Annotated in this window: 9 protein-coding genes and 2 riboswitches; all 9 genes read left to right on the top strand. The window is 36.9% G+C overall.

Annotated features, from left to right (window positions below; all coding sequences use genetic code 11):
* Window positions 1-301 precede the first annotated feature (301 nt).
* The 9 genes from AB3M96_RS21710 (at window position 302) to AB3M96_RS21670 (ending at window position 13,332) form a co-directional block, all read left to right on the top strand.
* Window positions 302-1,075 carry a divergent polysaccharide deacetylase family protein gene (locus AB3M96_RS21710; RefSeq protein WP_412969698.1) on the top strand — a complete coding sequence of 258 codons (774 nt, stop codon included), beginning with the start codon at window positions 302-304 and terminating at the stop codon, window positions 1,073-1,075.
* A 739-nt stretch (window positions 1,076-1,814) separates the two neighbouring features.
* Complete coding sequence (locus tag AB3M96_RS21705) at window positions 1,815-2,807, top strand: ABC transporter substrate-binding protein (protein WP_412969697.1); 993 nt, start codon at window positions 1,815-1,817, stop codon at window positions 2,805-2,807.
* Between the two features lie 324 nt (window positions 2,808-3,131).
* Window positions 3,132-3,992 (top strand): ABC transporter permease, encoded by an 861-nt coding sequence (locus AB3M96_RS21700; RefSeq protein ID WP_412969696.1) that lies wholly within the window; start codon window positions 3,132-3,134, stop codon window positions 3,990-3,992.
* A gap of 3 nt (window positions 3,993-3,995) precedes the next feature.
* Window positions 3,996-5,168: a quaternary amine ABC transporter ATP-binding protein gene (locus AB3M96_RS21695; protein WP_412969733.1), complete on the top strand. Its 1,173-nt coding sequence runs from the start codon at window positions 3,996-3,998 to the stop codon at window positions 5,166-5,168.
* Window positions 5,169-5,466: 298 nt separating this feature from the next.
* Window positions 5,467-6,429 carry an AAA family ATPase gene (locus tag AB3M96_RS21690; protein WP_412969695.1) on the top strand — a complete coding sequence of 321 codons (963 nt, stop codon included), beginning with the start codon at window positions 5,467-5,469 and terminating at the stop codon, window positions 6,427-6,429.
* Window positions 6,429-7,646 carry a DUF58 domain-containing protein gene (locus tag AB3M96_RS21685; protein WP_412969694.1) on the top strand — a complete coding sequence of 406 codons (1,218 nt, stop codon included), beginning with the start codon at window positions 6,429-6,431 and terminating at the stop codon, window positions 7,644-7,646. The genes AB3M96_RS21690 and AB3M96_RS21685 overlap by 1 nt, the downstream gene beginning before the upstream one ends.
* Window positions 7,643-9,820, top strand: a complete 2,178-nt coding sequence (locus AB3M96_RS21680; RefSeq protein ID WP_412969693.1) for a transglutaminase TgpA family protein — start codon at window positions 7,643-7,645, stop codon at window positions 9,818-9,820. The genes AB3M96_RS21685 and AB3M96_RS21680 overlap by 4 nt, the downstream gene beginning before the upstream one ends.
* 29 nt (window positions 9,821-9,849) lie before the next feature.
* Window positions 9,850-9,951: riboswitch (purine riboswitch) on the top strand.
* Window positions 9,952-10,142: 191 nt separating this feature from the next.
* Window positions 10,143-11,681 carry a glutamine-hydrolyzing GMP synthase gene (guaA, locus tag AB3M96_RS21675; protein WP_412969692.1) on the top strand — a complete coding sequence of 513 codons (1,539 nt, stop codon included), beginning with the start codon at window positions 10,143-10,145 and terminating at the stop codon, window positions 11,679-11,681.
* An 89-nt stretch (window positions 11,682-11,770) separates the two neighbouring features.
* A riboswitch (purine riboswitch) is annotated at window positions 11,771-11,873 on the top strand.
* A 136-nt stretch (window positions 11,874-12,009) separates the two neighbouring features.
* Window positions 12,010-13,332 carry an NCS2 family permease gene (locus AB3M96_RS21670; RefSeq protein ID WP_412969691.1) on the top strand — a complete coding sequence of 441 codons (1,323 nt, stop codon included), beginning with the start codon at window positions 12,010-12,012 and terminating at the stop codon, window positions 13,330-13,332.
* Window positions 13,333-13,793 lie beyond the last annotated feature (461 nt).

The raw sequence follows: 13,793 nt of genomic DNA, 5'->3' as shown, positions 1-13,793 counted from the left end.
GCGATGTTGTAAAATAAAAGTTTATTTTTTCTCACTTACTTATGTTGGCTGATTGTTCGGGTTAATAAAAGGGCATTACTACCTTAAACAGGGTAGATCTTATGTTAGAAAACAACGTAAGATATACATTCTCTTCGCAGTTATCTCATGAATTTTCAGCAAATACATTGAATATTATTGGGGTTTCTCATTGGAAAGAAGTGAGGAGCCTTTTTGTAATCCTTGGTCATTTGTTCTACCTGAAAATCTATAAATTATATTGCAGTGTGGAATACTACCGAAAAAAGTGAGGGATGAATTAATGAAAATCTTGATCTGCTTTTTCTTCTTACTTTTTTCATTTATTACGCAAGGATTCGCGGAAGCATCTACTATTCCTGAAAAAGAATTAGCCATTGTCATCGATGATCTAGGCAATGATATGAAGGGTACAGAAGAAATGCTCAAGCTTCCTATAAAATTAACGGTAGCTATCATGCCATTTATGCCTACAACAAAAGAAGATGCGGAACTTGTACATAAATATGGTCATGAGGTAATTCTTCATCTGCCCATGGAGCCGAAGAGGGGTAAGAAATTCTGGTTAGGACCGGGTGCAATCACAACGGATTTAAGTGATGAAGAAGTCAGAAAGCGTGTAGAAGAAGCCGTAAAGGAAATACCTCATATTGTTGGTGTAAATCATCATATGGGTTCAAAGGTGACAGAAGACAAAAGAGTTATGAGAATTGTTCTTGAAGTGTGCAAAGAAAACGGACTTTTCTATCTTGATAGCATGACTTCGAGTAAAAGCGTTGTCGAAAAGCTGGCTAAAGAAATGAATGTACCATATTTAGAAAATGATATCTTTTTTGATGAGGTCTATACAACAAGACATATTTCGAAACAGGCTAATTTAGTAGCTAAAAAAATATCGAATAGTGAAGAGTTGATAGCCATTGGTCATGTTGGAATTACAGGACCAAAGATGGTTAATGTGTTAAAAGAGTACATTCCTGTTTACGAAAAAATGGCAAAGATTGTACATCTTTCAGATTTAATTGAGGAATACAAATTACTTGAAAGCCAACCGTAGACTAGGAGTTGGTTGGATTAAGTTCCTAGTAAGCTATAGAGATACTCCGTATTTCTCTAATGCGAAAATAGATTATACTACATCTTTGTTTGGTGGCGGCCAATTCAAGGTGCTTCGAGTATAAATAGATAATTGGAGGTGCTAATCATTTACATGATAGGACCTCCTATTAATGTTTGGCCAATCTGAAAAAAAGAATTAACTAGTGAAGTTTTTCGTTCGCCTTTTTTTGATGATTACAACTAAATGACTAGTGGCCTACTAATTTCTAACTAAATTATGAAAACCCATACAAATCTTGAGGATACGGAAGTATTTGGGAGTATCTTAAAAGGATAAACCATATCTTTGCTCTGAGATAATTTAATCACAAAATACACTTGATAATCCCAGAATATGCTGAATTATCAAGTTTGTTTTAAAAAAATTCCTCCACTATACTTTTAATAGAGCCCAAAAAATCGGGTCACCCACTAATATTCGACAAGATATTTCAAGTAGACTTATCCTCAATAATACCATCCAAAATGCCACATCATATTGAATAAAACTACTGTTATACCATTTCAAGATTCATTATTAAGTGTTTTTATTCTATTTATTAATTAACTGGATAAAGGATTATTTACTTTGAATATCAATTATGTTGGAAAGTTGTCAACATAATGATCGGTATAAATAGGTATACCCATGGCTTAAAAGGTATTAAAAATGAGATAGAAAAAGGGGAGAGTTTTTTATGAAACGAAGGTTTATGGTTTTACTGACAGTTTTACTATTAGCACTTGCAGGATGTAGTTCTAGTACTTCTGGAGAACTAGATAAGATTGTGCTAGCTGATGCTGGTTGGGATAGTATTCGCTTCCATAACAGCGTAGCGCAAAAGATTCTTGAAGAAGGCTACGGCTATAAGACCGAAGTAACAGCAGGATCTACTGCAGCAACTTTAGAAGGGTTCCGTCAAGGCGATATAAATGTGTATATGGAGATCTGGACAGATAATGTTAAAGAACTCTATAAAGAAATGACGGATGCAGGAGATATTGTGGAAGTAGCAACAAACTTTGATGACAATACACAGGGCTTTTATGTGCCAACCTACGTTATTGAAGGTGATGAAGAAAGAGGAATTGAGCCTCTTGCTCCGGACTTAAAAACAGTAGAGGATCTAAAAAAATATCCGGAAGTATTCCCGGATCCAGAGGATTCTGGTAAAGGTCGTATTGTAGGTGCTCCAACTGGTTGGGCCGTAGGGGAAACAATGGCAGCTAAGGTGGAAACTTATGGCTTAGGAGATACCTTTAATTATATTAGTCCAGGATCAGATTCTAGTGCTGTCGCTACATTAGTGGATGCATATGAAGCAGGAGAAGGATGGGTAGGATACTACTGGTCACCAACTTGGGTAACAGCTAAATACGATTTAACTTTACTAGAAGAACCAGAGTATAACGAAGAACAGTGGAATAAAAACTTTGGAACTGCTTTTCCTCCGAATGACGTTGTAATTGCAGTACACAAAGATGTTCCAGACTTAGCACCTGAAATCGTTGAGTTTCTAGAAAACTACGAAACTAGTAATGCACTAACAGAAGAAGCATTAAATTATATGAATGAAAATGAAGCTTCTGCTGATGAGGCTGCCGAATGGTGGATGAAGGAACACGAAGATTTATGGACTACTTGGATTCCAGAGGATATCGCTGAAAAAGTTTTAAAATCATTAGAGTAATTTATCTCAGGTAGTGGTTGGCTACTGCCAACTACTACTGAACTTTTAACTTTATTCAGCAGAAGTCCCCTTCTTCTATAAGTGGGGGATGAATGCAAAAGGAGTATACAATTCAGTCAGGGTTCAAACTCCGACTGAATAAAGTTAAAGCCTCCGGCGGATGCCACGATTTTTAAGAGGAAATTTTCGAGCAAGCTCGAAAAAAATCGGGCGCAAATACGCCAAGGCGCATTTGATAAACAACTAGAAGATTTATACATCAATAGGCTGCTATTGAAAATTGAATATGGGTGAGGTGAATGGTTACAATTAGTAACCTGTTTTATGGGTAGTTTTCCAGATATACGTTGGGGTTTTTTAGGTGAAAACGTTGAAGCATTTATAAAATGGCTAGATACAACATTTGAAGGATTTTTTGATTTTATACATTTTATCTCCTCTCAGACCATTAATGGAATTGAAGCTGTTCTAATGTTCATTCCCTGGTGGCTCTTCATTCTACTTATTTTCCTTTTAGGTTGGTATTTCAAATCTGTTTTTTCAGGTGTTTTTTATGCATTTTTTATATTCTTAATAGGTACGTTCGGATTGTGGGATGTATTAATGATTACCATTGCGATTGTCATAACATCTGTTGTTATTTCATTGGTAATAGGTATTCCATTAGGTATTTGGATGGCATTTAGCAAAGGTTTTTCTGTTGTAATGAGGCCGATATTAGATGCGATGCAAACAATGCCGAGTTTTGTGTATCTAATTCCTGCTATCTTTTTCTTTAGTTTAGGAAATGTTTCAGCAGTATTTGCAACTTTAATTTATGCTTTACCTCCAGTTATCCGTTTAACAGAGCTGGCGATACGAAATGTTGATGATGAAGTGATCGAATCTGCTCAGTCATTTGGTTCTTCAAGATGGCAAATGTTAACGAAAGTTCAGCTGCCACAGGCGCTTCCGACAATAATGGCTGGTGTTAACCAAACAACAATGATGGCTCTTGCTATGGTTGTTATTGCATCAATGGTTGGTGCCGGAGGACTTGGGGAACAGGTTCTAATATCTATTAATCGAATCGATATGGCATTAGGCTTTGAAGCGGGAATCAGTATCGTGTTCTTGGCTATTATAATTGATCGAGTGACAGCTGGGGTTGCAGACTCCTTTCAGAAGCACAGGAGGTCAGAGTAAGTGATGGAAACTCAAATTAAAATTGAAAATGTATCAAAAATATTTGGATCGAAACCAAAATCAGTTATCCCATTAGTTCAACAGGGAATGGGAAAGGATGAGATTTTAAAAAAGACCAATCACACAGTTGGTGTCTATGATGTTTCAATGGAGATTAACAAAGGTGAGATTTTTGTTATCATGGGCCTTTCTGGTAGCGGAAAGTCAACATTAATTCGCTGCTTTAATTTATTAAATAAGCCAACTTCAGGAGCTATTTATGTAGATGGAGAAAATATTGTAGATTATAAATCTACTGAGCTTAAGAAGTTCAGGCAAAACAAAATTGCAATGGTGTTCCAGCATTTTGGGTTATTCAGCCATCGAACAGTCTTAGCTAACGTTGAATATGGTCTAGAAATAAAAGAAGTATCAAAAGAGGAACGTCAAAAAATTGCCTTGAAAAATATTGAATTAGTTGGATTGAAGGGATACGAAGATAAGTATCCCGGTGAGTTATCGGGTGGTATGCAACAACGTGTGGGACTAGCGCGAGCATTAGCAAACGATCCTGATATTCTACTAATGGATGAGCCATTTAGTGCCCTGGATCCCTTAATTCGCCGAGAAATGCAGCTTGAACTTTTAGATATTCAAGAGAGACTTCAAAAGACAATTATTTTTATTACTCATGATGTGAACGAAGCCTTCAAATTGGGAGATCGGGTCGCAGTTATGAAAGATGGTGTGGTTGAACAGGTTGGTACGCCTGAAGAAATTATTGAGACACCTGCAAACGACTATATTACTGAATTCATAAAAGATATTGACCGTTCGAAGATTCTCCAGGCTGAACATGTTATGATGAAGCCTAATGCGCTTGTGTCTCTAAAGGACGGCCTGCAAGTTGCTGTTACAGAGATGCGTAAAAACGGAATATCGAGTGTTTTTGTTGTAAATAAGCAACGCCACTTAGAAGGTATTGTTACAATAGATGATGCGATTGAAGCGATTAAAAATAAAAAGACTCTTGCTGATGTAATTCGGAAGGATATCTACACCATCTCTAAAGATGAATATGTTCAAGACATCATTCCTAAAGCATTAGATACGAAGTTCCCACTAGCAGTAGTAGATGAAGATAATCGTCTGCTTGGATTAATACTACGTGTACATGTTCTCTCAAGTTTAGTGTAGAATTGCTAGATTGAAATAATGAAAACCAACCCAGATTCTAATAACGAATCTGGGTTTTCATATCTCATAAAGTAGAAAATGTGTCAGGCACCACTAACCAAACCATAATAAAACTTGAGAAAAGATACTACTGTACTCCTGAGGCGGACAACTGTATTTTTGTGGTGCCTGACACCACATTAAGTGCTTTAATTTATTAGATTACACTATACACAAAGGGGTTTTACAATTATTGGCCGAATAGTATAATAGTTACATAAATTATAAGACTATTTTAGTAGACATAGGGGGAGAAAAAATGACGCAGCTTGATACGTTACATCCAGTTTTAGGTAGAGTTATAGAGAATATCGAAAAAGTAATGATTGGGAAGAGAGATGTTGCAACACTTAGTTTAGTGGCGCTTTTAGCGGAAGGCCATGTATTATTAGAGGATGTCCCTGGAGTTGGAAAAACGATGATGGTACGCTCCCTTGCTAAATCAGTAAGTGCAGACTTTAAGCGTATTCAGTTTACACCGGATTTATTACCTTCGGATGTAACCGGGATTTCCATTTATAATCCTAAAGAGCTGCAATTTGAATTCCGACCTGGGCCAATTATGGGTAATATTGTACTTGCTGATGAGATTAACCGTACTTCCCCAAAGACACAATCCTCATTACTTGAAGGTATGGAGGAAAGCAGCGTAACAGTTGATGGAGTTACGAGACAGCTACCAAGACCTTTCTTTGTAATGGCCACTCAGAATCCTATTGAATATGAAGGAACCTATCCACTTCCAGAAGCTCAGCTAGACCGTTTTTTATTAAAAATGAAAATGGGTTATCCAACATTAAAAGAAGAGATTGAAGTCTTAAATCGTGCTGAGAAAACAAAGCCTATTCAACATTTAGAAGCTGTAATTACAATTGAAGAATTAGTAGAACTTCAGGATGAAGCTAAATTAGTTTACGTAGATAGTACGATTAAGGAATATATCGTCGATCTTGTTAACGGTACAAGAGAGCATAGTTCTGTATACCTAGGCTCGAGTCCCCGTGGATCAATTGCGTTAATGAAAGCAGCTCAAGCCTATGCACTAATTAATGGCAGAGATTTCGTCATTCCTGATGATATTCAATTCCTTGCACCTTATGTCTTACCGCATCGTATCATCCTTAAGTCAGAAGCTCGTTTTGAAGGAATGACAACTGAAAAAGTAGTAATGAAAATAGTTGAACGTACACCCATACCAGTGCAAAGGTCGTTGAATCGTTAATGAAGAAACTACTTGAGAACCTAAGGTCAGCAGGAAAACTAGGTACTATTTTTCTATTGATTGCGTTAACGTTTGTATACGCCATGTTCCAAGGTGGATTTGTAAGTTGGTTTTTATTCTATAGCTTTATTCCATTTGGGTTATACTCTCTGTTTCTATCTTTTTATTCACTAAAAGACTTTGAAGTCCGCCGTACAACGAGTAATGCTGAATACATAGCGGGAGAGAGATTTGAGGCAACAATTTTTATCACAAGAAGAATTCCTTTCCCATTAATGTATATCATTGTTGAGGAGTTACTTCCGCCACAGCTCCAAAAATGTGGGCAATCAAAGCAATCGAAAGTGATTTTATTTCCCTGGTTTAAACGAAGCTTTGCATTTCAATATGTGTTTGATGCTATTCCAAGGGGAGAACATAAATTTGAGGGAATCCGGATCAAAACAGGTGATTTAGTTGGCCTTGTTGAAAAAGAACAAGTTTACCCAATTCCTGAACAGTTTTTAATATATCCGCAATACGTTGAAATGGTATATCGTCAATTAGAGAATCGCTTTGAGCAGGGTACTACCGCTTCAAATGTAAGATTACAACGTGATACTGCGATTGCAATTGGAGTAAGGGATTATAAGCCTGGTGACAGATTCTCTTGGATAGATTGGAAGGCATCTGCTAGAAAAAATGACATTATGACAAAGGAATTTGAACAACAACAAAGTCACGATGTAGTTATTTTTATGGATCGAACGAAGACGCCACAGTTTGAACAAATTGTAACTTTTACGGCATCGCTAGTAAGGGCTATTCTCCGAAAAGGAGCGCAGATTTCGTTTATCTCAGTTGGGGAGGAACAATCCATCTACCCACTTCGAAGTGGTGATACCCAGCAACAACTCATTTATAATCATCTTGCCAAAGTACAAGATAATAGTGTTGTTCCATTTTCACAGATCGTAGAGTCTGAAAGTAAGAAAATCTATCAACCTGTTACTTTTATGTTGGTAACAAATAAAGTGAGTTTTGATATTATTCACATGGTTGGAAGCTTTTCAATGAGGAATGCTGATGTCATGCTCTTTGTAGTGAAGGAGAAGGCAACTCCACTTACCTGGGAAGAAACCGAAGTAATTGAAACGATAAGAAAGCACAATATATTTGTGAAGGTTGTTTACGAAGGGCATTTTGCAGATGTATTTTTTGAGGTGAGTAAATCATGAAACCAAAAATAGCGGCTCAACGTGATCTACGAAACTTATTATTGAATGTCTTTGGCTTTCTTCTTCTTTGGGAATGGTTGAGGCCTCTTAAGGTAGTGACTGATACAGAGGAAGTTTCGGTATTTATTTTGTTTATAGCAATATCGTTTTTATTGCTATTTTTACAAGTCAGATTTTTGGCATCTGCGTTAATTAAAGGTCTCTTAATTATATTTACAATGCGTTACTTATATTTCGATCATGCGTTGTTAGACCTTACGTGGGTAAAAGCATTCATTGTAGATTTTATAACAAATATAGAATTACTTTTTCAGGCGAACTGGTCGCAAATGACGCCGATATTCCGGACGTTCTTATTCTATATATTACTTTGGTTAATGAGCTATCTATTGCATTACTGGTATACCCAGCAAAAGAGAATATTACTTTTTTTCGTGCTAACCATTGTTTATATTACGGTTCTTGATACCTTTAGTCCATACGATGCAAAATTTGCTATTGTACGGACCGTACTTATTGGATTTTTCATGCTTGGGATACTCCAATTTGAACGTATTAAGGACAAGGAATTAACAAGACATTTAAACATCGGGAAAAAGTGGGCGGTACCTCTGGCTGTATTCATTGTTTTTTCAACAACAATCGGTTATATTGCTCCAAAGGCTTCTCCGCAATGGCCGGACCCAGTACCGTTTTTAACAGGATACGGGGAAGAGAATGCAAATGGTTCTGTAAATGGTATGAAAAAAATTGGATATGGAACAAACGACCAAAGTCTAGGTGGTCCATTTATCGCGGATGATACTGTTGTTTTTACTGCAGAATCCGATAGACGTCATTACTGGCGAGTGGAAACAAAGGATTTATATACCGGAAAAGGGTGGCAGTTATCCTATCAAGCCGAAAAAGTCCAATTTAATAATGAAAATACAGTGCTTAATTGGTATGAAGAGAAAACCGAAACAGAGTTATTAGAAGCTGATGTTCAAATGAGTCTTACATATTCACATCTAGTGTATCCTTTGGGACTAAGCTCTGTAGAAGCTGATCCGGATGTATACTATAGTGTTGATCCGTTATCTGAAAAGATTCGTACATTTAGAGGACAAGAAGCGATAAAATTAGAACAATATAAAGTTGCTTATCAGCAACCAAAGTTTTTAATAAATGAACTACGTGAGGTATACGATCCAGGCGGCTTAGAACAAAGTGGCTCATTTACAGCCGCTTATACACAATTACCAGAAAGAATTCCTGATCGAGTAAATGAATTAGCAGTTGAAATCACAAGTAAGCATATGAATCGCTATGATAAGGTTAAGGCGGTAGAGGATTACTTTCAACAGAATGACTTTGTCTACGATACTCAAAACGTAGCTATCCCTCGTTCCGATCAAGACTATGTAGACCAATTCTTATTTGATACGAAAACGGGATACTGTGATAACTTTTCAACTTCAATGATCGTTTTACTTCGAGCTGTTGGAATTCCTTCCAGATGGGTTAAAGGGTACTCTCAGGGGGAGTATCTAGAAGGAAACAAGTATGAAATCACAAATAATAATGCGCACTCATGGGTAGAAGTTTATTTTCCAGGGTTTGGATGGGTTCCGTTTGAACCAACGAAAGGTTTCAATAACTCAAACGTATTCTCGTTTGACTTAACAGCGGATGAAACGAACCAAGAGAGTGAACTACCAGATAACCAACCACAAGAGATGCCTGTTGAAGAAGAGCCGGAAACAGCAGATGAGACAAAAGAAACTCAATCTAATACAAATGTCTTAGAAAAGGTACTCGGGTATTTTACATGGAAGATATTCTTCATCTTCTTGTTAAGTATGATAGTAGTTTCATATATTTTATTTTCGACCCGGAAGAAATGGATTCCTATTTTGTTTATTTTATTGTATAAACGACGGAATGACGAAGAGGTCTATTTCAAAGCGTATGGTGTCTTGCTAAAGCATTTGGCAAGGGTTGGCATGCCACGTCAAAAAGGGCAAACACTTAGAGAATATGCGCTTCAGGTCGATAAGTACTATCATGGAAATGATATGGAGAGACTGACTCGTAGTTATGAAAGAGCATTGTATCGTAAGGATAATGCCAATAAAGAGTGGGAGAAGTCCGCTGAATTATGGGAAAATTTAATTAAAAAGATATCATCTTGACCAATAAGTACCCGATTGATAGAATAGACACAAATTTAATACGTTTCCTTCGTATATCCTCGATAATATGGTTCGAAAGTTTCTACCAGGCCACCGTAAACGGCTTGACTATGAAGGCAGCTATTCTGTGTGTACTTATAAACTAGAATTCTGCCTTTTTACAGGCGAGGATTCTAGTTTTTTTGTTGTTCGGCGGATGAGCCGATCTTTTCTTGGCTTATAGGAAAGTATAAGTGCAAATACGGCTCTACTTTCGCCGACTTTTCATTATTGGTGTATATAAACAGGTAAATCTATTACAAAATATAACGAGGTGATTTAGTTGAATAACGTACAAGAAATCGTCGTTGTTTTAGACTTTGGAAGTCAATATAACCAGCTAATTACAAGAAGAATAAGGGAATTTGGGGTTTATAGTGAGTTACATCCGCATACAATGACAGCAGATGAAATAAAGAAGCTTCAGCCAAAGGGTATCATTTTATCTGGTGGTCCGAATAGCGTGTATGACCCAAATGCCTTTAGTTGTGATGAGGAAATTTTTGAATTAGGAATTCCTGTTTTAGGGATATGCTACGGAATGCAGCTCATGACAAAGCATTTTGGTGGAAAAGTAGAAAAAGCACAACACCGTGAATATGGTAAAGCAACAATATCTGTACAACATGAATCTGCTTTATTTGCGACTATTCCAAATGAACAAGTGGTTTGGATGAGTCATGGTGACTTAGTGGTAGAAACACCTGACGGCTTTACAGTAGATGCTGTAAGTCCTTCATGTCCAATTGCAGCCATGAGTAACGAAGCGGGTGATCTTTTTGGGGTTCAATTTCATCCAGAGGTTCGCCATTCAGTGTATGGAAACGATCTACTCAAAAACTTCGTATTCGGTGTTTGTGGATGCTCAGAGAGCTGGTCAATGGAAAACTTTATTGAAATTGAGATGGAAAAAATCCGACAAACAGTGGGAGATAAGAAGGTCCTTTGTGCATTAAGTGGTGGAGTGGATTCTTCGGTTGTTGCTGTACTGATTCATAAAGCAATCGGTGATCAACTAACTTGTATGTTTGTAGACCATGGTCTTCTTCGTAAGGATGAGGCTGAAGGGGTTATGAAGACATTTACTGAAGGTTTCAACATGAATGTAATAAAAATTGATGCGAAAGATCGCTTCCTAAATAAGTTAAAAGGCGTAAGCGACCCAGAACAAAAACGTAAAATCATTGGAAATGAGTTTATTTATGTTTTTGATGATGAGGCAACAAAGCTGGAGGGCATCGATTATTTAGCTCAAGGTACTCTGTATACAGATATTATTGAAAGTGGTACAGCAACTGCCCAAACGATAAAGTCTCACCATAATGTTGGCGGACTTCCAGAGGATATGAAATTCCAATTGATCGAGCCACTTAATACTTTATTTAAAGATGAAGTACGTGCACTTGGTACTGAACTTGGCATACCTGATGAAATTGTGTGGCGTCAACCATTCCCTGGACCAGGTTTAGGTATTCGTGTCTTAGGTGAAGTGACAGAAGATAAATTAGAGATTGTTCGTGAATCAGATGCAATTTTACGTGAAGAAATAAGAAAAGCGGGATTGGATCGGGAGATTTGGCAATACTTCACGGTATTACCTGATATTCGTAGCGTTGGGGTAATGGGTGATGCGAGAACCTATGATTACACGATCGGTATCCGTGCTGTTACATCAATAGATGGAATGACTTCAGACTGGGCAAGAATTCCATGGGAAGTATTAGAGTTGATCTCTACACGTATAGTAAATGAAGTAAGTCACGTTAACAGAGTTGTGTATGATATTACAAGTAAGCCACCTGCAACAATTGAGTGGGAATAGGCCGGAACCGAACAATATGTTAAAAAAATATATAAACGTTCGTTTTTCATATTGACTCCATAGGTACATTGTCTTATAATGAAAACAAATCAAATATTGTAGAAATACGTCGTATAATCTTGGGGATATGGCCCAAAAGTTTCTACCGAGCTACCGTAAAATGGCTTGACTACGAGGTATAACGTGATTGAAAAGAGTCTATTCTATGATTCTTCTTTTCTATTGTTATGCTTTTAAGTCAAGCGCTTCAGATATTATATCTGAGGCGCTTTGTTGTTTGGTTTGAGCAATACGATGCAAATAGATAACAGGGAGAGGTGTCAATATCATGAAAAAGTATTTTCAATTTGACGAACTAGGAACAACTTACAGAAAAGAATTTGTTGGTGGTTTAACAACGTTTTTATCAATGGCTTATATTTTATTTGTAAATCCAGCAATGCTTTCACTGGCTGATATTCCAGATCTACCGCCGGAAATGAGAATGGATGCAGGTGCCGTTTTCGTTGCAACAGCATTAGCTGCAGCGATTGGTACATTATTAATGGGGTTAATTGCTAGATATCCAATAGCGCTAGCTCCAGGTATGGGATTAAATGCTTTCTTCGCTTTCTCGGTTATTTTAGGGATGGGCATTCCTTGGCAAACTGCTTTGTCAGGAGTTTTTGTTTCAGGAGTAATCTTCATTCTATTAACTTTATCAGGAATTCGTGAAACGATTATTAACTCTATCCCAGCAGAACTAAAATACGCAGTAGGTGCTGGTATTGGATTATTCATTACCTTTGTTGGTCTTCAAAATGCAGGTATTATCGCAAACTCTGATGCTACATTAATAGCATTGGGTGATCTTACAGCAGGAAATACTTTACTTGCAATCTTTGGTGTGTTTATCACAGTTATTTTAATGGTACGAAAAATAAATGGTGGAATCTTTATTGGTATGGTAGTTACAGCGATCGTTGGTATGCTGTTTAACTTGATTGATACACCAGATGCAATTGTTGGTGCAGTTCCAAGTATCGCTCCAACCTTCGGAGCAGCATTTGAAAACTTTGGCGATATCTTCTCTTTACAAATGTTAGTTGTTATTCTTACTTTCCTATTTGTAGACTTCTTTGATACAGCTGGTACATTAGTTGCTGTCGCAAACCAAGCAGGACTTATTAAAGAAAACAAGTTACCGCGTGCAGGAAAAGCGTTATTTGCAGATTCTGCTGCAACAGTTGTAGGATCAGTTTTAGGAACATCAACAACAACGTCTTATGTTGAATCAAGTGCGGGGGTTGCTGCAGGAGCTCGTACTGGTTTTGCTTCTATTGTAACAGGGGTCTTATTCTTATTAGCTCTATTTTTCTCACCTCTTTTAGGAGTTGTAACATCTGCAGTTACTGCACCTGCGCTGATTATCGTAGGAGTATTAATGGTATCAACTCTTGGTAAAATCGAGTGGGATAAATTCGAAATCGCAGTTCCAGCTTTCTTAACAATTATTATCATGCCATTATCTTATAGTATTGCAACAGGTATCGCGATTGGATTTATCTTCTATCCAATTACAATGATAGTAAAAGGAAGAGCGAAAGAGATTCATCCTATTATGTATGGGTTATTCGTTATCTTCGTACTTTACTTTGTGTTTTTAGTTTAATTTTATAAAGAGTAATATAGCTGATCCCGGACACTTGTTCGGGATCTTTTTTAGCAGATAGGAAAGCATAAAATTCTTCCTATCTGCATAAGTGCAACTACGGCTCTGCTGTCGCCTAAAGGCTCGGCAACCGCCGAGTTTTCTAATATTAGAATAAAGCTTGTGGAAAAAACTATATAATGAAGATATCAATCAATGAAAGATAAAATGTCGAAAATGGTCAATATTTCCTGTATAAATGATATTGACCTAGGGGAATAATCTTGGTATATTTAGTGAGTCGTTGTTACACTGTTTTTTAGTTTCATAAACACTTTTAAAAGAGGTGTTGACATCAGTGATACAACATGATATATTATAAAAGTCGCTTCTGAGCGATAAACAAAAAAGTTCTTTGAAAACTGAACACAATACAAGCGTCAACGTTTAATTCAAGTAACAAACTATTGAGCAATCAATAC

It is taken from the genome of Ferdinandcohnia jepli (genome assembly GCF_047246645.1).
In the GTDB taxonomy this organism is placed as follows: domain Bacteria; phylum Bacillota; class Bacilli; order Bacillales; family Bacillaceae_L; genus Ferdinandcohnia.
The sequence above is the reverse complement of the archived record's forward strand: the minus strand, read 5'-3'. Positions and strand labels throughout refer to the sequence as shown.

Excerpts from the sequence above, each read along its gene's own strand:
- AB3M96_RS21700 (WP_412969696.1), top strand. The coding sequence starts at position 3,132 with ATGGGTAGTTTTCCAGATATACGTTGGGGTTTTTTAGGTGAAAACGTT.
- AB3M96_RS21695 (WP_412969733.1), top strand. The coding sequence starts at position 3,996 with ATGGAAACTCAAATTAAAATTGAAAATGTATCAAAAATATTTGGATCG.
- AB3M96_RS21680 (WP_412969693.1), top strand. The coding sequence starts at position 7,643 with ATGAAACCAAAAATAGCGGCTCAACGTGATCTACGAAACTTATTATTG.
- AB3M96_RS21710 (WP_412969698.1), top strand. The coding sequence starts at position 302 with ATGAAAATCTTGATCTGCTTTTTCTTCTTACTTTTTTCATTTATTACG.
- AB3M96_RS21705 (WP_412969697.1), top strand. The coding sequence starts at position 1,815 with ATGAAACGAAGGTTTATGGTTTTACTGACAGTTTTACTATTAGCACTT.
- AB3M96_RS21685 (WP_412969694.1), top strand. The coding sequence starts at position 6,429 with ATGAAGAAACTACTTGAGAACCTAAGGTCAGCAGGAAAACTAGGTACT.
- AB3M96_RS21690 (WP_412969695.1), top strand. The coding sequence starts at position 5,467 with ATGACGCAGCTTGATACGTTACATCCAGTTTTAGGTAGAGTTATAGAG.
- AB3M96_RS21670 (WP_412969691.1), top strand. The coding sequence starts at position 12,010 with ATGAAAAAGTATTTTCAATTTGACGAACTAGGAACAACTTACAGAAAA.